The following is a 21,488-nucleotide window of genomic DNA, read 5'->3' on the forward strand; positions in this document are numbered from 1 at the left end:
CGTTCTAGGCCATCGCCGTGTGGTAGAGCACGGCGAGCCCTGCGCCGCAGAGCAGGTACAGCGGGACCGGCACGCGGGGTGCCACGACGACGACGATGGCGGAGAGGGCGGCGAGGAGGAGGGTCAGGAGGCCGCCGTCGGAGAGTTGCAGGATGGCGATGACGGAGCTGATGACGAGGCCGGTGCCGACGGGGGCGAGGCCCTGGCGGACGGCGCGGTGCCAGGCTTTTTCGCGGTGGGCGTTCGACAGGCGGAAGACGCCGTAGCAGAGCAGCGAGGAGGGCAGGAAGAAAGCGAGCGTCGCCACCACGGCGCCGAGCCAGCCGGATATCTGCCAGCCGATCAACGTCGCGATCATGGTGCCGGGGCCGGGCGAGGCGCGCGAAATGGCGAAGAGCTGGACGAAATCCTGCGCGGTCAGCCAGCCGCGCACCGCGACGATCTCGTGCTGGATGCCCGACAGCACGCTGATGCCCCCGCCGATGGAAATCAGCGAGAAGGGCACGAAGACGGCCAATAATCCGACGAGGTGATCGTCACGCATCCTTGTTTCCCCGCCGCCAGGCAATCGCGATGCTGATCGGCGCGACGAAGAGCGTGACGAGCAGGAGATGAAGCTTGAGCACGCCGACGCCGATGACGACGGCCGCGATGATGCCAAGCATGGCCGGATTGCCGCTTTCCCGCCGCACGCCGCGCCAGCACAGGTTGATCAGGAATCCGATCGCGGTCGCGGCAGCACCGCCGAGCGCGATATCGAGCAGCTGGGTCTGCGGAATGCTGCCGATCAGCGTCGCCATGGCGATAACCGCGAAGAACGGGCCGACCAGCAGGCCGAAAACCGCCGTCGCCGCACCCAGCGGGCCGCGCAATTGCTCGCCGAGGCAGACGACGAGATTGGCGACATTGCCGCCCGGCAGCATCTGCCCTATGGCGAAACTGCTGGCGAAATCCTCGTCGCTGATCCAGCGGCGGCGCACGACGAAATCCTGGTAGACCCAGCCGGAAAGCCCACCGCCGAAGCTCAGCAGACCGAGCTTGAGGCAGGCCAGGAACAGGGTCGACAGGCTGACGCTGGGATTGTCATCGGTGCGCACGGAGGCGGAATCACTTGAGCGAGCAGGAAGGACTTCAGCCATTAGGCCGCCGACCAGATTTTTTCAATGGACTCGAACTGGACGACATCGAGTGGTCCGGCCGATGCGGCGGAGACGGCCGCATCGATCTGTTCGGCATCGGAAAATCCGCCGATCAGCGTGCTGACGCCCGGATCGCTCAGGATGAAGCGATAGGCGAGTCCGGCGAGGCTGGTGCCGCTCTCCTGGGCGATTGCCTGGAACCGACGGGCTCGGGCGAGATCGCCCTTGGCCTCCAGTTGGGCGTGATCCTTCTGCCGGGCGAGCGGATGGGTCTGCTGGCCCGAGAGCAGCGTGTCCGTCAGCAGGCCGCCGGCAAGCGGGCTGAAGACGGCAATTCCGGCGCCGGAAGCGGCGGCCGCGCCGACCACGTTGCCGTGGTTGTTGCCCGCCATGCCCGCGGTCTTGAAACGGCCAGCTGTCGGGTTGAGCAGCGTGTAGGGCGTATTCACGAGATGGAAGAGGCCGGTCCAGAGGAGCGTGCCGACTTCGGCCGCGTCATTGCCGCGGCAGATGAAGCCGGAGTGGCGCGCCTTTCCGCTTTCCAGAAGACGGCGCACGCCGTCCAGCACGCCGCCGGGCCGCATGAAATCCTCAAGCCAGAGTGTGGCGTAGTAGGCGCCTTCCATGAGGGGCTGTGCGGCCACCGGGCCGTTATGGATCTGCACGATATCGACGCTGTCGACCTGCAGGCGGCGAAGGCTCTCCTCCACCGAGCGCACGATATGATCGGCGATATCGTCGAGGTCTTCCGCGCGGATTTCCACCTTGGTGTTGATGACCGGCGAGGCACCGAGTTCCTTTAGCACCCGGCCGAGATTGGTCTCGGCCAGGCCGTCGCCATAATCGGGCGCATTGTCGAAATAGGTGATGCCGCTTTCCAGCGCGTGGGCAATGATGCGCCGCTGTTCGGCGGCGTCACCCCTGATCATCAGTCCGGCATTGCCGCCGCAGCCGAAACCGACTTCGGAGACCATGAGGTCGGTGGAACCGACACGGCGTATCTTCATGGTCAGTCCAGTGCCTCGTCCGGGTCGTTGAGGTCGATGACGCTCGCCGAAGAGAGGCTGCCATTGCCGTCGATCTCGCAATAGACGAGCCGGTTGTTGGAGACGTCGATCCTGGCGATCACGGCGTCGCCGTCCTTCGGATGTTCGGGGATCGTGGTGATTTCCCGAACAGTCATGGTCGGCACCTGGTCGATGACGACCTTCAGGACGGCATCGATGATCTCGCGTGTGTTGCTTGACATGGTGAAGCTCCGCGGCCCCGAGGGACCGGTATTGAGGGTCGAAAGTCCATGCCGCGCGCGTGGGGCGCGGCATGGATCGACGGTTTCGGTCAGGCGTGCGCGGGATCGCGCTGCTGCCCGGCGGCGCGCCTGATCTCGAAATCCTCGATGGCCCGGTGCAGGTCCTTGACCGTTTCGATCAGCGGGCCGTAGCGGTCCGCGTCGTCGTTCGCGAAACCCTTGTGGTAGTATTTGCGGAAGCCATGTTTGTTGAGCGATTCCGGCTTGTCGTAGTCGGGCGCCGAACCGAGCGGGTGAATGATGTCCGGGCTCTTCTGGAAGTAGTTCATCGGCTCCAGGCCCTGCTCGACACGCTTGATCTGCTCGTCGAGCTGCCGGCGCAGCACGACGATCGGAATGTCGGTACGACCGAGCAGTTCCGTCGTGCGGTCGGCGATCGGCCCCTGGGCGACCCAGACGATGGCATCCTGTGCGAGGACATAGTCGAGGATCGGCCGGCCGGTGTCGTCATGCGTCGGCGGAATGTAGTAGGGCACCACGTCCTGCTCGGGCGCCTCGACGCCGGGAGGGGCGGCGTAACACTGGTAGCAGATGTGGTAGGTATGCGTGTCGTCGATCGGCACGCGGATCTGGTATTCGCTGCGCGGCGCGCCCGTCTTGCCGGTCTGGGTGTAGAACGGGAAGATGACGGTCGAGTGTTCGACGTCCTTGTCGGCATCGGCGCCGAGATCCTTCGAGTAGCGGATGCCCTTGCGGAAGCCGTGCTCGGTCTGGCTGGCGTAGATTTCCTTGATGCCGACGCCGACGCGCTTGCGCTGGTGCAGCGTGTGCAGGTTGTCGGAGCTGCGCTCGTCGAGCTTGCCGTTGCGGCTGAGTTCATATTCGAACAGATGGCCGTGCGCCCAGGCGCTGTGGGTCGGGTCGCCGGTGTTTTCCTGGCATTGCAGCCAGTTGCAGTCGATGACGGTGAGGCCGATCTGGCGGATCGAGTTCGGCCAGACGAAAAGGTCCCAGCGCGGCAGGTCGGGCGCCGGCAGCGGCCCCATATAGGCGAACACCAGGCCGCCCATTTCCTGCACCGGATAGCCCTTCAGCTTCTGCTTGATTTCGGCCTGCGGGGCACCTTCCATCGGGCGTTCGACGCATTTGCCGGTCTCGTCGAACAGCCAGCCGTGATAGGGACAGCGCAGGCCGCATTTGTCCGGAATGCCGAATTGCAGGTCGACGTTGCGGTGCAGGCAGCGATCGCCGATGAGGCCGAGGCCGCCGCTGGTATCCTTGTAGAGGACGAGGTCCTCGCCGAGGATGCGCACCTTGCGCACGGGATTTTCCAGAAGCTGCGCATAGGGCGCAATCGGTATCCAGTAGCGGCGCATGAGTTCGCCGCAGGGCGTACCCGGTCCCACCTGTGTCAGGCGATCGTTCTGTTCCTTGCTGAGCATTTTCTTCTCCCAAAATCACGGAGCACCGGAAGGAAAAAGTCCGGAGCCGGATACCCAAGGCAGCACGACGCTCCCCGCGTGGAATGCCACGCCCCGCGCATGCTATGCCGTTGCTGAAACCAAGGCGTCGTGCCTTGCCGGGATAGATGTATCAGAGGAAATCGTTCTGTCAAGCAGACCATGTTTCGCTAGACAGAATTATTGAGGAGTGCTAAATGACAAAAATGGACGCAGGCAATGACGAGATCGATGCAGGCAGGGATCGGGTTGAAGCGGTGGAACGCGCGATAACTTTGCTGCAGTGCTTTTCCGAGCCAGGGGAGACCCTGACGCTTTCGGGACTTGCGCAGCGTTCGGGCCTCTACAAGAGCACGATCCTGCGGCTTGCCGGATCGCTGCTGCATACCGGCTTCCTGGATCGCGGCGTGGACGGGCGCTACCAGCTCGGGCCGGAGCTTCGCCGGCTCGGCGATCTCAGCCGCTCGCAGTTCACGCTGGAGGATGTCGTGCGCCCGGTGCTGCGGCACCTGACATCGGTGACGCAGGAGACCGCGTCCTTCTATGTGCCGGATGGCAGCGAACGCGTCTGCCTCTACCGGGAGAATTCGCCGCGCAGCGCCCGCCACCATCTGGAGGAGGGCACGCGCCATCCGCTGACTTCTGGGGCGGCAGGCGTTCTGCTGTCGCATTACGGCGATGCGTCCGACCATCCGAGCGCGGTCGAGCTGCGCACGACGGGGTCCATCGTCTCCAAGGGCGGGCGTGACGAGGATCTCGCGGCCGTCGCCGTGCCGATCACCAATATGGCGGGTGAATTGGTGGGCTCGCTTTCGGTTTCAGGGCTCATCGGCCGGTTCACGGACGAGCGGATCAACATGGCGCGCGCGCTTCTGAAGGATGCGGCCGACGGGCTGAGGCCCCGCCTGCCGCGGCTGGAGCAGATCAATCTGCGCCGCAGCAACGAATAGCGGTTCTAGAACAGTGTCCGGCAGGAGGATTTCCATCCTTGCCGGGCACGGACAGGGAGAGAGAGTTGGAAATAACCGTCACCAAAACCATCGAGATGCGCCTTGTCGCGGTGCGTTATCTGGCGCATGAAACGAGCCTCTTCGAGTTCGAAAGCGTCGATGGCGGCAATGTGCCGCCGGCCGGTGCCGGCGCCCATATCTCGCTGCACCTGCCCAACGACATGGTCCGGCTCTACTCTCTCGTCCATCCGGTCGAAAACGGCAATCGCTACACGATCGGCGTCAAGCGCGACCCGGGCGGGCGCGGCGGATCGGTCTGTCTGCACGACATGGTGCGCGTCGGTTCAATCATGAAGATCGGCGCGCCGCGCAACAATTTCGCGCTCAACGAGGCGGTCGACCACAGCGTGCTGATCGCCGGCGGGATCGGGATTACGCCGATCTGGTCGATGGCCCAGCGCCTCACAGAGCTCGGCCGCAGTTTCGAGGTGCATTATGCCTGTCGCGACCGGCGCGACGTCGCCTTCTCGGACGTGATCTCCACACTTCCCAAGGCCAGCATTCATGTCGATTCGGAAGCGGAAGGCTTCCTCGACATCGGCACCATCGTCGAGCGCGCGCCGGCGGGGTCGCACTTCTATTGCTGCGGGCCGGGGCCGATGCTCGATACGTTCGAGGCGCGCACCAGCGCGCTTGCGCCGGAGCAGGTCCATCTCGAACGTTTCGCGCCGGCGAAGGCGCCGGCGCTTGATGGCGATTTCGTCATCGAGCTTGCCGACAGCGGCCAGGAATTCGCGGTGCCGAAGGGCCAGTCGATTCTCACCGTTCTGCGGGATGCCGGTTTCAGCCTGGATTTCTCCTGCGAGATGGGCATCTGCGGTGCCTGTCAGGTGCGCGTGCTGGACGGCGTTCCCGACCACCAGGACATGGTCCTGAGCGACGAGGAGAAGGAGCGCGGCGACACGATGATGATCTGCTGCTCCGGCTCGAAGAGCCCGCGCCTGACGCTCGCGCTCTGAACCTGCCTCCGGCGGTTCACCCCATTTTTTATCACACAGGAGTTCCATGCTGCCCATGAGCCAGCACGTCAAACAACGGCTGATCGAAGCCGGCCTCATCCTCGGCGATGCCGATCTCGGCGATTTCACCCGCGGCCATGTTTCCATTCGGGACCCCGAAAACCCCGCGCTGTTCTTCATGAAGCCGCACAGTCTCGGGTTCGAGGAAATCACGATGGAGAACATCGTGATCTGCAACCTCGACGGCGAAAAGGTCGGCGGGGGCGGGCGACGCCACAGCGAGGTCTTCATCCACTCGGAAATCTTCAAGGCGCGGCCGGATCTCAATTCGGTCATCCATTCCCATCCGAAATATGCGACGATCTGGTGTTCCTCCGAGCGCCCGTGGAAGATCGTCTCGCAGGCCTGCGTCGCCTTTTCGGATGGGCTCGGTTATTATCAGGATACCGTCAACCTGATCCGTTCGCCGGAAACCGGCCGCGGCGTGGCCAGGGGGCTGGCGGGTCACAAGGTTGTGATGATGCGCGGCCACGGCGTGACCGTTACCGGCGTTTCGGTCGAGGAGGCCGTCATCCGCACGCTGACGCTGGAAAATGCCTGCCACGACCAGGTTCTCTGTCTTGCGATGGGCGGAGAGATCGTGGAGTTTGCCGCGGACGATATTGCAAGCCTGACCGCCAATCTCGATGGCCGCGAGCAATATGTCGTCAATTTCGACTACCTGGCGAGAAAGGCGAAACGACGCCTCTCGTAAACGGGAAGAGGAGATCCCGCCATCAACCTGAAACAAATCAACAATTTCATGAAATCGGTCGATGCGGGCAACATGACGAAGGCGGCCGAACAACTGCATGTTTCGCAGACGGCGCTCGGCCTGCAGATCCGCAACCTGGAGACCATGCTGGGCGTCGAGTTGCTCGTGCGCCATTCGCGCGGCATCTCGATGACCGATGCCGGCCGCCTGCTTTATGAACGCGGCGTCGAGATCATGCGGCTTGTCGACGAGGCGCGGCGGGACGTCTCGGCCTTCAGCAAGTCCAGCCAGCAGGTCGTGTCGATGGGCCTGACGCCGAGCACGATCCGCATGCTCGGCGCCGATTTCCTCGTTTCGGCCCATTCCGAACTGCCGGGCATATCGCTGCGCGTGGTGGAGGAACTGAGCTTCATCCTGATCGACCTCCTGATGCGCGACGAGATCGACATCGCGCTCGCCTATGACGCTTCGGAAAATACCAGCGCCTTGCGAATGCCGTTGATGGAAGAGCGGCTGTTTTTCATCACGGCGCCGGGCGCGCCCTTTCCCGAAGGGCCGGTTCCCTTCAACGAGGTCATCGCCTCGAACCTGGCGCTGCCGGGCGACCGCGACAATGTCTGGCATGCGGTGCACCGTGCGGCGCGCAACTCGACGCTGCCGGTCAACATCCGTTTTTCCATCCAGTCGCTGGAGATGATCAAGACGCTGGTGGAGCAGGGCCATGCGACCAGCATCGTGCCTTACGGCGTCGTCAAGCAGAAGATCGAGGAGGGCAAGATCGTCGCCCACCCGATCGAGAACCCGGAGCTCGGCCGCACGCTCTACCTGATCGAGACGCCCGGCCGCCTGTCCGTCACGCGCGATGCGAAGCTGAAACTCTTCATCGACAGGCTGGTGGATACGCTCGCCGAACGGCTGGGCGATGGCGCACGCGTGATCGGCCGTTGCAGCGAGCCATAAAAAAGCGGGCCTGAAGCCCGCTTTTCATTGTCTGGTTCGTCCCGATCAGTCCGGATTCCCGCGCACGATGATGCGATCATAGAGCGGCTGCCACTTCTTGGCATTGTCGAGCTTGTCCGCCGGGTCGGCGATCTTGATCTCGACGCCTTCCAGCGGCGATTTGACCTTGGTCGAGGTCGGCACGTAGTTGAGCCCGACCAGGATGGCCTGTCCCTCCGTCAGCATGAACTCGGTAAAGAGGGCGGCCGCGTTCGGGTGCGGCGCGGTCTTCACGACGCCAGCGCCGTTCGAACGGGCGACGGCCGGCTCAAGGGCGAACCAGTCGATCGGCGCGCCGTCGTTCTTCGCCTGCACCGGCATGTAGTTGTAGATCGTCAGGCCCATCGGGACCTCGCCGGCAACCACCAGATTGTTCAAAAGCGAATGGCCCTTGCGGATGGAAAGACCGTTGGTCCGCACGAGATTGCGGAAGTATTCCAGGCCCTTTTCCTCGCCCATCGTCTCGACGACGGTGGAGAACCAGTCGATGTTCTCGACCTCGTAGCCGAGCTTGCCCTTCCACTTCGGATCGAGCAAGTCCTCATAGGTCTTCGGCAGCTCTTCCTTGGTGATGAGGTCCGTATTGTAGCCCTGGACCCAGACGGAGAGCAGCGTGCTGACCCATTCGCTGTGCGCCGGCACGGCGCCCGGAAGCAGCTCGGCGAAATGCGGCGAGACGATCTTCTGGAAGATGCCTTCGCGTTGCAGCGCCTCCATTTCCGGCGCGCTGATATGGATCAGGTCCACCGTTGCGCGGCCGGCCTTCTGTTCCTGCACGACGCGTTGCAGCACGTCGTCGCCGCTCGCGCGCCACACGGTCACCTTGATCCCGTATTTCTCCTCGAAGGGGCGGACCAGCGGGTCGACGTCCTTCTGGGCGATCGAGGTGTAGAGCATCAGCGAGCCCTCGGCCTTGGCGGCCTCCTCGAGCTTGGCGTCACGGTCGGGCGCCGTCGAGGTCAGAAGCGTCGAATCCTGGGCAGCGGCCGGCAAAACCATGCCTGCCAGCGCAATGGCCGAAGCGGTCGCAAGCATCAGCAGGCGTCTATTGATCGTCATGTTTTCTCCTCCTGGTCGGCGCGACGTCTCCTCCTCGCGCCCTGTGATCCCACCCTTTCCGGCCGACCGATCGTCGGGGTCGTGGTTGAGAGTGGCCGGACCCTACACACAATGAATGGGGGCTAAAACAGCAAATATCTGCGCTCTGCCCCATGAAAATACTCTTGGTCACGGGTGCTGATTTTGACTACTCGAAGGACAGCCGGGACACCGAGGAGACCCGCAATTGCTCATGAAAAATGGTGAGGAGACGACTATGGCCGATTTGCGTTTGACGATGGGGTGCTGGGATTACGACCGCACGCGTGGCGTCATGGACGGCTCGATCAAGCCCGACGGCATCAACCTGACGAGCCTCAACCTGCCGGTCGAAGAAACCTTCTTCCGCATGCTGCGCTACCGGGAATTCGATATCGCCGAGATGTCCTTGTCCTCGTATGTCGTCTCGCTGTTCAAGCCCGAGCGCGCCTTCGTCGCCATTCCGTTCTTTCCGTCGCGATACTTCCGCCATTCATCGATCTACGTGAACGCGGATGCCGGCATCAACGAGCCGAAGGACCTGATCGGCAAGCGCATCGGCTGCCCGGAATACCAGATGACGGCGCCGGTCTGGATCCGCGGCGTGCTGTCGGACGAATATAACGTGCCGGTCGACAGCGTCACCTATTATACGGGCGGCGAGGAATCGCCGAACCGCAGCGAGAAGCTCAAGATCCAGCTGCCGGACAACATCAAGCTGGAGCCGATCGGCCCCGAAAAGACGCTCGCCGCCATGCTGCGCGACGGCGAGATAGATGCGCTCTATACGGCCCGCAAACCCTCGACCTTCAATTGCCGCAGCGGCAAGGTGCGGCGCCTCTTTCCCGACTATGTCGGCATCGAGCGCGACTATTATGCCCGCACCGGCATCTTTCCGATCATGCACACGGTTGTGATCCGACGGGAAATCTACGAAAACAATCGCTGGGTCGCGCAATCGATCTTCAAGGCGCTCAACCAGTCGCAGCGCAAGACCTATCAGGATCTGCGCGAGACGGCCGCTCTCAAGACCATGCTGCCCTGGGCGATGGCGCATTTCGAGGAAGCCGAAGGCGAGATGGGCGCGGATTTCTGGCCGAACGGCTTCGAGAAGAACCGGAAGGTGCTCAATACATTCCTGCGCTACTCCTACGAACAGGGCCTTTCCAAGCGGCAGCTGGACGCGGAGGAGATTTTCGCACCGGAGACGCTCGACGCATTTGTAATCTGATTGCAGCCATTGGGTTGCCGACGTGCGCTGCCTGAGGGCGGCCTGTCCACTGGGAGGAGGACGATATGGCGATGATGACGCCGACAAACGAGGCCATGGGCCTGCCGGGCCGGGTGATGCGCCGGCTCGATACGAAATGGTTCGTCATTGGCGGAGCGACCCTTGTTGTCGCCTGGCTGACGCTCATTCCGCTCGGTTTCCTGCTGTGGCAGAGCTTCCACTCGACCGGCACGATGCAGGAGCCGGCGGTTCTCACCATGGAGAACTACATAACCGCGTTCGAAAGCGCGGAATCGCTGGTTCTCATGGGCAATTCGCTGCAATTCGCCTTCCTGACCGCCGCCTTCGCGCTGGTGGTGGGCACGTTCTTCGCCTGGGTGAACGAGCGCACGAACACGCCTTTCAAGTCGCTGTTCTTCGCCATGTCGATCATCCCGCTGATCATTCCAGGCATCCTGTTCACCGTGTCCTGGATCATGCTGGCAAGCCCGCAGATCGGCATCCTCAACAAGGTCTTCGGCAGCTGGTTCAACATTTATTCGATGGCCGGCATGGTGTGGGTCGACGGCTTGCACTATGCGCCCGTCGCCTTCCTGCTGGTGACGGCGGCGTTCCGTTCCATGGACCCGTCGCTCGAAGAGTCGGCGATGATGAGCGGCGCATCGGTGGTGCAGACGGCCTTCAAGGTCACGCTGAAGCTTGCCTGGCCGGCTATCCTCGCCGCCTTCATTATCCTCTTCATCCGCGCAATCGAATCCTTCGAGGTGCCGGCGCTTCTCGGCCTGCCGATCGGCCTGCGCGTCTTCACTTCGGCGATCTACGACGCGGTGCACAGCTACCCGAGCAATATCGGGCTCGCCTCGGCCTATGCCGTGGTGCTGCTTTTGATCACCTCCGTCGGCATCTACTACCAGTCGCGGCTGTCGAACCAGGGCAGCAAATATTCGACCGTCACCGGCAAGGGTTTTCGCCCGCGAGTCGCCGATATCGGGCGCTGGCGCTATCTCACCGGCGGGATCTTCATCCTCTATGTCATCCTGGTGGTGGGGCTGCCGTTCCTGGTGCTGCTTTGGGCATCGCTGCAACGCTATTACTCGGTGCCGTCGTGGAATGCCGTGCAGCACCTGTCCTTCAATGCCTATGCCAAGGTTCTCGCCTATCCGGGCTTCTACACGGCCGTCTGGAACAGCGTGAAGCTCGCACTCGGTGGCGCCACCATCGTCATGCTGCTCACCTCGATCATCTGTTGGATCACCATCCGCACGAAGATCCAGGGCCGCTGGCTGCTCGATGTGCTCGCCTCGCTGCCGCTGGTCTTCCCCGGCATCGTGCTTGGCCTGTCGCTGATGGTGTTCTACCTGAATTTCGACATCGGCATCTATGCGACGCTGTGGATCATGCTGATGGCCTATGTCATCAAGTTCCTGCCCTACGGCATGCGCTACAATTCGACGTCCATGGTGCAGATCCACAAGGAGCTGGAGGAATCCGCGGCGATGAGCGGCGCCTCCTGGCTGATGACCTTCCGCCGGGTCGTCCTGCCGCTGATGAAGCCGGGCCTCATGGCCGGCTGGATCTACATCATCGTCGTCTCCGTGCGGGAACTGTCGAGCTCGATCCTGCTCTACAGCCCGGGCAACGAAGTCATCTCGATCATGATCTGGGAGTTCTGGCAGAATGGCCAATATGTGGAATTGTCCGCCTTCGGCGTGATGATGATCACCGCGCTCTTCTGCTTCATCATGCTCGTGCAATCGGTTTCGAAGCGCTTCGGCGTCAAGGGAATGTAATCTGGGAGTGAGGCCATGCTAACCATCGAAAATCTGAGCACCGTCTATCAATCGCCATCGGCAAAACCGGTGCTCGCCGCAAGCGACGTCAACTTCTCGGTTCCCAAGGGCCGGCTCTTCACGCTGCTGGGGCCTAGCGGCTGCGGCAAGACGACGACACTGCGCTCCATCGCCGGCCTGGAACGGCCGACGACGGGGGTCATCACCGCCGGCAACCGCGTCGTCTTTTCCGGCGATTCCAACATCTTCATCGCCCCCAACCGGCGCCAGTTCGGCATGGTCTTCCAGTCCTACGCGATCTGGCCGCATATGAGTGTCTTCGAGAACGCCGCTTTTCCGCTTCGCGTGCGCAGCAAGCGCCTGCCGGAAAAGGAGATCAAGGACAAGGTGATGAAGATGCTCGCCGCCGTGTCGCTGGATCACCTCGCCGAACGGCAGGCGACGCAGCTTTCCGGTGGCCAGCAGCAGCGCCTGGCGCTCGCCCGCGCGCTGGTAATGGAACCGGAACTGCTGCTGCTCGACGAGCCGCTCTCCAACCTCGACGCCAAGCTGCGCGAAAAGATGCGTTTCGAGCTCAAGAAGATCCAGCGTGAGCTCGGCATCACCACGATCTACGTGACCCACGACCAGAGCGAGGCTTTGGCCCTGTCGCATGAGATCGCCGTGATGAACCAGGGCAAGATCGTGCAGATCGGCTCGCCGCGCGATATCTACGAACGCCCGAAGACAGCCTTTGTCGCCGATTTCATCGGCAGCACGAACTTCATCGAGGGCGTCATTCGCGACCGCTCCGACCGTGGCTACATCGTCGATAGCGCAATCGGCTCGCTTGCCGCCGATCGCAAGGACGATCTGACTGTCGGCACGGCTGTATCGCTGTCGATCCGTCCGGAGGACCTGCGCCTCTCCGAGACGCCGCCGACGGACAACAACCACACGGTGATCCAGGGCACGGTCTCCGCCAAGGTTTTCCTCGGCGAATGCATCGACTTCAAGATCATGGTCAACGAGGTGGAGCTTCTCGCCCGCTGTCACCCGTCGATCCGCACGCCGGTCGGCGGCACGATCTACATGTCCGTCGATCCGTTGAAATGCGCCATCCTGAACGGTTCCGCATCCCGGACCGCCAGCCTCCACTAGGCAGGATCCGGTATGTCGCCCGGTCGGGCGACATGCCGCAGACCCTCAGCCGAGGATCGCCTTCGGTTCGAGGAAGGCTTCCAAGCCGAAGGCGCCGAACTCGCGGCCGATGCCGGAGTGCTTGAAGCCGCCGAACGGCGCCCGCGGGTCCATCGGTGCCTCGTTCAACACGACGCGCCCGGCGTCCAGCTCGCGTGCGACACGGCGCATGCGATCGCCGTCGGTTCCCAGCACATAGGATTGCAGGCCGTAATCGGTGTCATTGGCAATGGCGATCGCCTCCGCCTCGTCGTGGTAGGCGATGACGCTCAGGACCGGGCCGAAAATCTCTTCACGGGCAATCCGCATATCGTTCGTCACGCCCGTAAAGACCGTCGGGCGCACGAACCAGCCGCGATCCTGACCTTCGGGGCGGCCCTCGCCGCCGGCGAGCAGGGTCGCGCCTTCTTCCTGGCCGAGCCGGATGTAGGACTGTACCCGCTCCCATTGTTTGGCGCTGACCATCGGGCCGATATCCGACGCTGGGTCGCTGGAGGGACCGGCCCTCAACCCGGAAACGGCCGCGGCAAGGCGTGACGACACCTCCTCGTAGCGATGGGCCGGAACCAGCAGGCGCGTGCCGGCGATGCAGGCCTGCCCGCTGTTGCGGAAGGCCGAGGCGAGAATGTGCGGGATCGCCTGGTCCAGATCGGCATCGTCGAGAAGGATCTGCGGCCCCTTACCACCAAGCTCCAGCGTCACGCGCTTGAACGTCTCGGCGGCGGTGCGAAGGATGGTCCGTCCGGTCGCGGTGGAGCCGGTGAAGCTGATCTTGGCGATATCCGGGCTCTGCGTCAGCGCGGTGCCGACGACGTGACCATAGCCGTTGACGATATTGACCACGCCGCGCGGCAAGCCCGCCGCGTGCAGCGCCTCAACCACCGCCTGGGTCTGGATCGCGCTCATCTCGGAGGGCTTGATGACGATGCTCGTGCCGGCCGCAATCGCCGTGGCGAGTTTGGAGCAGATGAAGCCGATGTCGCTGTTCCACGGCGTGATCGCGGCGGCGACGCCCACCGGTTCCATGATCACGTCTGTGTTGCCGATGCGGCGGGTGAAGGCATAGTCCGCGACCGTCCGGGCCGCCATCTCGAACACCCCGGCGGCATAGGGCACCGAGAAGGCGAGGAAAGACTGCGGTGCGCCATATTCCGTGGCCATCGCTTCCGTCAGCGCATCGGCTCTCGCCGCGACGGCGTCGCGCAGGGCGTGCAGCATTTCGATACGCTCGGCCGGGCTCGTGCGGCGCATGGCGGGGAAGGCACGCTTGGCGGCGGCGATCGCCGCATGCGCATCCTCGGCATCGCCGAGCCGGACCTCGCCGATCTTTTCCTCCGTTGCGGGATTGAAAAGGTCGAAGCGCTCCGCGCCGTGCGGGGTGACGAAGGCGCCGTCGATATAGATCTGCTCAATGGCTTTCATGATGCGGTCTCCTGATTTGACAGGGAGGATATGCATCCGATCGATCATCAGGATAAGATCAGCAATCGCCAACAGCTTGATAAGGTGAATAGCGCAATGAAGGCCAGCCTGCCCGAACTGGAGGCCGTGACGACGATCGCGCGGCTCGGCGGTTTTCGCGCCGCCGCGCGGGAACTCGGCGTCTCGTCGTCGGCACTCAGCCACGCCGTCTCGACGCTGGAAGCGCGCCTCGATGTGCGGCTCTTCAACCGGACGACCCGGTCGGTGGTGCTGACCGCTGCGGGTGAGGCTTTCGTGGCCGAGATCGCGCCGGCGCTCGCCGCCATAGACAGCGCCGTCGAGCGGGCGACCGTGTCGCAGACGCGCCCGACCGGCACCTTGCGGCTGAACACGTCGCTGGGCGCCGCGCGCATGCTTTTGCGGCCGCTCCTTCTGGAATATCTCCGCCGCTATCCCGACATGGCGCTGGAAGTGGTGACGGACAATGCTCTGGTGGACATCGTCGGCCAGGGTTTCGATGCCGGCTTCCGGCTGGCCGAGGCGGTTCCGCCGGATATGATCGCCATACCGATCCTGCGCCAGGCGCGCATGGTCGTCGTCGGCGCGCCGGGCTATTTTCGGGGGCGGGACGTCCCGCGCCAGCCGGCCGATCTCAAAGATCACCAGTGCATCCGCGCGCGCATGGCGAGCGGCCGCATCTATCACTGGGAGTTTTCCCGCCACGGGGAGAATGTCGAGATCGACGTGCCGGGACCGCTGATCCTCGACGAAAGCGGGCTGATGCTGGATGCCGTGCTGGAAGGGGCGGGCATTGCCTATCTGTCGGACTTCGCGGTGCGCGAACACCTCGCCGCCGGCCGCCTCGTGCAAATGCTGGACGACTGGACGCCGCCCTATGACGGCCTCTGCCTCTATTATCCCGGCCGCCGCCACGTCCCGGCAAAACTGCGCGCCCTCATCGACCTCGTCCGGGCACTGCCGCTCGACCAGGATTGAAGCGTCAGGCGTAGTCGATCGCGAAACTCAGCTCCGGGTCGGAATGGGCATCCCAATAACCCTTCCAAAGCGCCTTGCTGATCGGGCCGACCTCGCCATTGCCGACCGGCTGGCCATCCAGCGTCGTGATCGGCATGACGCCGCCGGCCGTGGTGACGAAGAGGATCTCGTCGCACTGATAGGCGAGTTCGACGGGCACGTCGTCGATCGTCGAGGGGTAGCCGAGCTTTTCGGCGACGGCGAGCACGGACTTGCGTGTCACGCCCTCCAGCACGCCCTTCTTCGGCGTGTAGAGCTTGCCGTCCTTGATCAGGATGACGTTGAAACCGGAGCCTTCGGTGAGGTTCGCGTCGCCATCCGTCAGGATCGGATACATCGCGCCGCGATCGCGCGCCTCCAGCAGGCCGCGGGTGAAATCGCCCCATTGCAGGTTCTTGACGGTCGGGTCGATTGCGCCCGGCGGCACGCGGCGCACCGTGCGTGTGATGACGGCGGTGCCGCCGGTCTTCTGCGTCGCCTCGTCCATCACCCAAAGATAGGGCATGACCATGAGGTAGCAGAAATTGTCGCATTCCTCCGGGGCGTATTGGCGGACGAAGCGCAGGCCGCGCGTCACGATCATCATGACATAGGCGTCGCGGATGCCGCTCTTCGCCGTCATCTCGACCAGCCGGTCGCGGATTTCCTGCCGGCCGAGCGGGCTCTTCAGCCGGAGCTGTGCGCAGCTCTTCTCGAAGCGGTCGAGATGGTCGTCGAGCCGGAAGAACCTTCCGTTCCAGACCGCGGGGACGTCATAGGTCAGGTCGGAATGGAGGAAACCCTGATCGAGGATCGGAATGCGCGCCTCGGCGAGCGGCACGTATTCGCCGGAAATGTAGGCGATGCCCTTGGCGAAAGGGTTGTCGCTTGCCGCGAGCGCCTCAACACGCTGGCGATAGTCCGTGAAGATGTGGTCCGTGTAGGACATGCTACGCGCTCCTCAAAAGGATATGGTCGTGCGCCTTCACGCACTGTCCGCAGGGACGGCGCGTGAGGCTTGGAAAGCAGCGTGGTTCAGGCCGCGAGGATGCCCGCGGAAACGATGTCGGCGAAGGCTCCGTCGGCGGCTTCCAGCGCCCGGTCGATGTCGTCCGGCGTATGGGCGGCGCACAGGAACATGTTGTGCTTGGGATGGAGATAAATGCCGTGCCGCAGGGCCGCCGCGCAGAAGGCGTTGGCAATCCTCAGATCCTGGTCGCCGTCGAACAGCACCATCGGCATCTGCGCCGGTCCCGTCTGCCTGAGCGTGAAGCCGTGGCGGGCCGAGATGCTCGAAAGGCCGGCGCGGAAACGTTCGCCCATCGCTTCGGTATGGGCCAGCGCATCGCTGTCGCGCAGGATCTGCACGGTCTTGACCGCAGCCGCCATGGCGGCGGAGCCATACCAGAAGGAGCCCGTGGTGAAGATTTTTCCAGCACCGTCCCGGAAACGCTCCGAACCGGCGACGGCGGCGAGCGGCCAGCCATTGGCGATCGCTTTCGAATAGGCCGCGAGGTCCGGCTTCACGCCGTAGCGCGCCCAGCTTCCGCGCACATCGAGCCGGAAACCGGCGCGCACGTCGTCGAGGATCAGGGCGGCACCCGTCCGGTCGCATGCGGCGCGGGCGTGGGCCAGGAAGGCCTTCTCCGGCAGATGCTGGTCCTTGCCGACATCGTGCTTGAAGGCGGTGAGCAGGATACCGGCGAGATCGTCGCCAGCCTCAGCGATTGCGGCATCGAGGCTCGTGATGTCGTTGTAGTCGAAGAGGATGAGATGGGCGCGATCTTCCGACGTCACGCCGACGAGCGACGGCGAGCACCACGGAACCGCGCCATGATAGGCGCCGCGCGCGACGAGAATCTTTCGGCGGCCGGTGGCGGCGCGGGCGATGGTGACGCAGACCGTCGTGGCGTCGGTGCCGTTCTTCTGGAAGAGCGTCCAGTCGGCATGGTCCAGCGTATCGACGAGCAGTTCGGCCAGCTCCACCATTTTATCCGTGGGGCCGTTGCCGATATCGCCCTTGTCCATCTGTGCCAGAGCGGCGGCGTCGACTTCGGCATGGCGGTAGCCGAGCACGTTCGGCCCCCAGGCGCACATGAAGTCGATATATTCGTTGCCGTCCGCATCCCAGACGCGGCAGCCGTCCGATTTCGAAAAGAACTGCGGGTAGTCCGGCCCGATCGCCCGGGTCGCCATATGGCCCCACACACCGTTCGGCACGACGCGGCGGGCGCGTTCCAGGAGTTCGGTGTCGCGGCTGTTCAGCAGTCTCGCTGTCATCTTGCTCTCCAATAGTGGCCGGGAGAGGCGTTTCCACCCCTCCCGATTAGGCGATCAGTTCGAGATTTCGGCGAGCGGCAGGTTGCAGCAGGCGCTGTAGCGGACGCCCTTGACGCTCGGGCTATGCGCCAGGATGAGGTCCGGGCTGACCATCGGGATGATGATCCGGGCCTTCGCCATCTGCTCACCGGCCTCGAACCACAGCTTTTCCGCTTCCTCGGCGGAGGGGGCGGCAAGCGCCTGTTCGCGAAGCTTCGCCGTTTCCGCGTTGATGAACGAGGGATCGACCTCGCCGCCGGCGCGCTTCGCCCAGACGGACCCTTCCGACAGGCCGAAGACGTCGACATATTGCGAGGTGCCGAAGAAGTCAGGCGCGAAGAAGACGGCCGTCAGCGGGATATGGTCGCCGTTTGCCGCCTCACGCCAGTTGGCGAAAGGAACCGGCGAAAGCTCGACCGTGATGCCGACCTTTGCGAGATCCTGCTGGATCTTCTGCATCATCAGCGAGAAATCGACGCCATAGACGTTCATGTCAGGATAGATCGACTTCAGCGTGAAGCCGTCACCCGCACCGGCCGCGGCAAGCAGTTCTTTGGCGCGATCCGGATTGTAGGCGGGGATCTCGTGGCCGTCACCGCCGGGGAAACCGAGCGGGATCGGCGAGGCGATCGCCCGGCCGGCGCCGCCGACGGTGAAGTCGATCAACGAGGTGCGGTCGATGGCGATGGAGATCGCTTCGCGCACTTCCGGCGTCAGCTTGACGGTGTTGGCCTTGGCGCCCGGCGAAAGGGCGATGTAGACGAAGTTGTAGGACGGCACCTTCTCCACGACGACGTCGCTGCCTTCGAGCGTCTTGGCGGTCTCCGGGTCGATCTGCATGGCGATGTCGGCCGAGCCCGACTGCAGCATCTGCGCCTGCGCGACGGCATCCTTCACCTGGCGGAAGATGACCTCCGGCAGGACGGGGGCCTTGCGCCAGTAGTTCTCGTTGCGCTTCAGGCGCAGCTCGGAATTCGGCTCGTAGGAGGCCAGAACGAACGGACCGCTGCCGGCGGAATTGCTGAGGAACCAGTTTTCCGACGTGTCCTTGTCGACGGCCGTCGCATCGGCAAGCGCGCCGTTCTCGCTGGCGACATCGCTGTTGATGATGCCGAGGAAGCCGGCGGCTGCCTGGTTGAGGAACTCCGAATTCGGCGCGGCGAGCTTGACGATGACCGTCTGCGCATCGGGGATCTCGATCGAGCTGATCGGATCGGCGATGAAGGCGCCGTTGCCCTTGATGTTCTTCAGCCGCTCGAACGACCATTTCACATCCTTCGCCTCGACCGGCGAACCATCGGAGAACTTTGCCGCCGGATCGAGCTTGAAGGTCAGCTGGGTCTGTTCCTTGTTGACCTCCCAGCTCGAGGCGATCAGCGGCTGCACCTTGTTGTCCTTGTCGAGCGTGACGAGCTGCTCGTAGACCGACGTATTGTAGATCTGGCAGGTGTCGCACCAGGCGCGCGCCGGGTCGAGCGAGTTGACGTCCATGTCACGCGCGATGACGAGCGCGCGCTCTTGCGCTGACGCCTGCTGGACCGGCCCGCCCAGCATGGTGGCGGAGAGGGCGAGGGTGAGAAAGGCCAGTCTGGATTTCGACAGAAGAAGTCGTTTCATCGGTTGGATACCTCCAGTTTGATGGGCCGCGGTTGCCCTGTTCCACTATTTTTCCGCAATTCGAAGCAGTGCGTTTTTGACGTCGGCGACCGTTGCGAGCGCCGCGCGGTTGAGGGCCGCCGAAACCGTGGGGGCGGCAAGCCCGCCGGTGACGCGCAGGATTTCGTGGTCGAGACAGTCGAAGAAGCGTTCCTGGATTTCGGCCGCCCAGGTGCCGCCCATCGAGAGACTGCGGGCCGTCTGCTCGGCAATGGCGACGCGTCCGGTCTTGTCGATGGATTTTCCGATCAAGGCCCAGTCGATGCCGTGATGATCGATGTTGCGCAGGTCGATGACCTCGGCGTCGATGCCCGTCTCTTCCGCGGCCTTGACGGCGTTCTGGACCATGACGGAGGTGGCGAGCACCGTGCAGGCGCTGCCGGGTCGCACGATGCGCGCCGAGCCGAAGGGGATGTAAAAATCCCGGTCGCCGGCCGGCACGTCGAATTCCTTCTGGTAGAGTTCCGTATGCTCGAAAACGACGACGGGGTCGTCGCAGGCGAGGGCGGAATTCATCAGGCCGATATAGTCGAAGGCGTTCGACGGCGTGACGATGCGCCAGCCCGGGAACATGCCGAAGAGCGCGGACGGATCGCCGGAGTGCTGTGAGCCGTAACCGGTGTGCGGTGAGATGCGCACGCGCATGACGATCGGCACGGGAAAGCCGTCGCCGAACATGTGGCGCACCTTGCCGACGCCGTTAGCGATCTGGTCGGCGGCGGTGAAACAGAAATCGCCGAACATGATCTCGACTACGGGACGCAGTCCGTTGAGGGCTGCGCCGAGCGCCACGCCCGTAAAGCCGTTTTCGGCGATCGACATGGGCAGCACGCGTTCGGGCCAGCGCTCCAGCGCGCCCTTGGTGAAGCCGCTGACGCCGCCGCGCATCTGGTGGGCGTCCTCGCCCATGACGATGATGCGCGGGTCGCGCGCCATTGCGGCGGCCAGCGTCTCGGAGGCGGCGGTGACGAATTTCACCTTCTCGATGGCGTCTGGACGCATGTCGTCGTGGTCGAGCATGCGCTTGCCGACGAGTTCGGAGAGGTCGCCGAGAATGCCATGGTCGCGCGTCGCCGGGTCCGGCCAGAGGCCTTCGGGGATTCTGAGCGTGTTTCCGCCGGGGACCGGCTCCGTCAACCGTCCTGCCGCGGCGGCGACGCGGTCGGTCACCAGCGCATCGATGCGCGCGAACTCGTCCGGTGAGAGCAAGCCGAGCGCCGTCAGGCGGGCTTCGGCAAGGGCGATCGGGTCGCGCTCACGCCACGCGGCTTCCTCTTCCTTCGTGCGGTAACCGAAATCGCTGCCGCTGCGGGAGCCGGACTGGTGGAAATGGCGGTAACAGAGCGCTTCCACCACGACAGGGCCGCCGGTTTCGCGGATGATGCGGCGGGCCTCGACCATCGCCCGGTGCACGGCGACGACGTCCATGCCGTCGCACTCGATCGAGGCGATGCCGAGCATCGCGCCGCGGGACGACAGGCGCGTCTCGCGCGTCACGTCGGAGATATGGGTGGCGACGCCGTAGAGGTTGTTCTCGATGAAGAAGATCACCGGCAGGCTTTGCGCGGCTGCGATGTTCATCGCCTCGTAGCTGGCGCCGTTCTGGGCGGCGCCATCGCCGAAGAAGGCGACGGAGACGTGGTCGCGGCCGAGCATCTTGTCGGCGAGCGCGTAACCCGCCGCATGGGGTGGGTTGCCGCCGACGATGGCCGATGTGCCGACGACGCCGGCACCGGCGAAACGCATATGCATGGAGCCGCCGCGGCCGCCGCAATAGCCGGGCGTCAGGCCCATGATTTCCGCCATGAAGCGATAGATCGCCTCGTCCATGCCGGGCGCGAAGTCATCCGTACGGATGTCGAAACCGTTTGGGACCGAGGGATTGAGCAGCTTCAGCAGCACCTGGTGGTGGGCGCGGTGCGTGCCGTTGATCTTGTCGTCGGTGCCGAGCGCGGACATGGCGCCTACGGCACCCGCTTCCTGGCCGATGCTGGCATGGGCCGGGCCGTGGATCAGGCCGGCCTTTTCCAGGTCGAGCAGTTTTTCCTCGAACCGGCGGATCAGGAGCATCTGGCCGTACCAGTGGATCAGGTCCTGAGCCTGTTCCCCGCTCCAGTCCGCTTCGTCCAGTTCCAGCCGGAACCAGGGCGCGGACGGGGCGAGGGGTATCTGGCGTGCCATTCGTGTCCTCTGCTTCGTTTTTCGTTTATGGAAATAAATTCCGATTTCT

At 63.9% G+C, this 21,488-nt stretch carries 19 protein-coding genes; 8 read left to right on the top strand and 11 right to left on the bottom strand.

Annotation, left to right across the window (positions count from 1 at the left end; all coding sequences use genetic code 11):
* Positions 1-4: 4 nt before the first annotated feature.
* From J2Y63_RS02315 to J2Y63_RS02335, 5 genes are all read right to left on the bottom strand, one after another.
* The gene (locus tag J2Y63_RS02315) at positions 5-544 is read right to left on the bottom strand and encodes a chromate transporter (RefSeq protein ID WP_435264736.1); all 540 of its coding nucleotides are present in this window, start codon (positions 542-544) and stop codon (positions 5-7) included.
* Positions 537-1,139 (bottom strand): chromate transporter, encoded by a 603-nt coding sequence (locus J2Y63_RS02320; RefSeq protein WP_435264737.1) that lies wholly within the window; start codon positions 1,137-1,139, stop codon positions 537-539. Before J2Y63_RS02320 ends, J2Y63_RS02315 begins: the two co-directional genes overlap by 8 nt.
* Positions 1,139-2,146 carry an aldo/keto reductase gene (locus J2Y63_RS02325; protein ID WP_435264738.1) on the bottom strand — a complete coding sequence of 336 codons (1,008 nt, stop codon included), beginning with the start codon at positions 2,144-2,146 and terminating at the stop codon, positions 1,139-1,141. The genes J2Y63_RS02320 and J2Y63_RS02325 overlap by 1 nt, the downstream gene beginning before the upstream one ends.
* Before the next feature lie 2 nt (positions 2,147-2,148).
* Positions 2,149-2,388 carry a hypothetical protein gene (locus tag J2Y63_RS02330; protein WP_256114785.1) on the bottom strand — a complete coding sequence of 80 codons (240 nt, stop codon included), beginning with the start codon at positions 2,386-2,388 and terminating at the stop codon, positions 2,149-2,151.
* Positions 2,389-2,477: 89 nt separating this feature from the next.
* Positions 2,478-3,830: a Rieske 2Fe-2S domain-containing protein gene (locus J2Y63_RS02335; protein WP_435264739.1), complete on the bottom strand. Its 1,353-nt coding sequence runs from the start codon at positions 3,828-3,830 to the stop codon at positions 2,478-2,480.
* Positions 3,831-4,045: 215 nt separating this feature from the next.
* Between J2Y63_RS02335 and J2Y63_RS02340 the strand changes: the two genes are divergently transcribed.
* From J2Y63_RS02340 to J2Y63_RS02355, 4 genes are all read left to right on the top strand, one after another.
* Positions 4,046-4,798, top strand: coding sequence for an IclR family transcriptional regulator (locus J2Y63_RS02340; protein WP_435264740.1), 753 nt, complete (start codon positions 4,046-4,048; stop codon positions 4,796-4,798).
* Positions 4,799-4,863: 65 nt separating this feature from the next.
* Entirely contained in the window at positions 4,864-5,817 is a 954-nt protein-coding gene (locus J2Y63_RS02345; RefSeq protein ID WP_435264741.1) for a PDR/VanB family oxidoreductase, read from the top strand.
* A gap of 55 nt (positions 5,818-5,872) precedes the next feature.
* The gene (locus tag J2Y63_RS02350; RefSeq protein WP_435264742.1) at positions 5,873-6,571 is read left to right on the top strand and encodes a class II aldolase/adducin family protein; all 699 of its coding nucleotides are present in this window, start codon (positions 5,873-5,875) and stop codon (positions 6,569-6,571) included.
* A 36-nt stretch (positions 6,572-6,607) separates the two neighbouring features.
* Positions 6,608-7,531 (top strand): LysR family transcriptional regulator, encoded by a 924-nt coding sequence (locus tag J2Y63_RS02355; RefSeq protein ID WP_256115402.1) that lies wholly within the window; start codon positions 6,608-6,610, stop codon positions 7,529-7,531.
* Between the two features lie 45 nt (positions 7,532-7,576).
* Here J2Y63_RS02355 and J2Y63_RS02360 read toward each other — a convergent pair whose 3' ends face one another.
* Positions 7,577-8,629, bottom strand: a complete 1,053-nt coding sequence (locus J2Y63_RS02360) for an ABC transporter substrate-binding protein (protein WP_435264743.1) — start codon at positions 8,627-8,629, stop codon at positions 7,577-7,579.
* A gap of 256 nt (positions 8,630-8,885) precedes the next feature.
* Between J2Y63_RS02360 and J2Y63_RS02365 the strand changes: the two genes are divergently transcribed.
* The 3 genes from J2Y63_RS02365 (at position 8,886) to J2Y63_RS02375 (ending at position 12,808) form a co-directional block, all read left to right on the top strand.
* Positions 8,886-9,878 carry an ABC transporter substrate-binding protein gene (locus J2Y63_RS02365; protein ID WP_435264744.1) on the top strand — a complete coding sequence of 331 codons (993 nt, stop codon included), beginning with the start codon at positions 8,886-8,888 and terminating at the stop codon, positions 9,876-9,878.
* A 65-nt stretch (positions 9,879-9,943) separates the two neighbouring features.
* Entirely contained in the window at positions 9,944-11,668 is a 1,725-nt protein-coding gene (locus tag J2Y63_RS02370; protein ID WP_435264745.1) for an ABC transporter permease, read from the top strand.
* 15 nt (positions 11,669-11,683) lie between these two features.
* Complete coding sequence (locus J2Y63_RS02375) at positions 11,684-12,808, top strand: ABC transporter ATP-binding protein (RefSeq protein ID WP_435264746.1); 1,125 nt, start codon at positions 11,684-11,686, stop codon at positions 12,806-12,808.
* 45 nt (positions 12,809-12,853) lie between these two features.
* Here J2Y63_RS02375 and J2Y63_RS02380 read toward each other — a convergent pair whose 3' ends face one another.
* The gene (locus tag J2Y63_RS02380; RefSeq protein WP_435264747.1) at positions 12,854-14,269 is read right to left on the bottom strand and encodes an aldehyde dehydrogenase family protein; all 1,416 of its coding nucleotides are present in this window, start codon (positions 14,267-14,269) and stop codon (positions 12,854-12,856) included.
* Between the two features lie 96 nt (positions 14,270-14,365).
* Here J2Y63_RS02380 and J2Y63_RS02385 point away from each other — a divergent pair, with 96 nt between their 5' ends.
* Entirely contained in the window at positions 14,366-15,265 is a 900-nt protein-coding gene (locus tag J2Y63_RS02385) for a LysR family transcriptional regulator (RefSeq protein WP_435264748.1), read from the top strand.
* Between the two features lie 4 nt (positions 15,266-15,269).
* Here the strand turns inward: J2Y63_RS02385 and J2Y63_RS02390 are convergent, their stop codons facing one another.
* The 4 genes from J2Y63_RS02390 to J2Y63_RS02405 form a co-directional block, all read right to left on the bottom strand.
* On the bottom strand, positions 15,270-16,232 hold the full coding sequence (locus tag J2Y63_RS02390; protein ID WP_435264749.1) for an aminotransferase class IV: 963 nt from the start codon (positions 16,230-16,232) through the stop codon (positions 15,270-15,272).
* An 86-nt stretch (positions 16,233-16,318) separates the two neighbouring features.
* Positions 16,319-17,563 (bottom strand): aminotransferase class III-fold pyridoxal phosphate-dependent enzyme, encoded by a 1,245-nt coding sequence (locus J2Y63_RS02395; RefSeq protein WP_435264750.1) that lies wholly within the window; start codon positions 17,561-17,563, stop codon positions 16,319-16,321.
* A 54-nt stretch (positions 17,564-17,617) separates the two neighbouring features.
* Positions 17,618-19,219 (bottom strand): ABC transporter substrate-binding protein, encoded by a 1,602-nt coding sequence (locus J2Y63_RS02400; protein WP_435264751.1) that lies wholly within the window; start codon positions 19,217-19,219, stop codon positions 17,618-17,620.
* 45 nt (positions 19,220-19,264) lie between these two features.
* Positions 19,265-21,439, bottom strand: coding sequence for an alpha-ketoacid dehydrogenase subunit alpha/beta (locus J2Y63_RS02405; RefSeq protein WP_435264752.1), 2,175 nt, complete (start codon positions 21,437-21,439; stop codon positions 19,265-19,267).
* Between the last annotated feature and the right edge of the window lie 49 nt (positions 21,440-21,488).

Origin of the sequence: Shinella sp. BE166, assembly GCF_051201095.1 — a bacterium.
In the GTDB taxonomy this organism is placed as follows: Bacteria; Pseudomonadota; Alphaproteobacteria; order Rhizobiales; family Rhizobiaceae; genus Shinella; species Shinella lacus.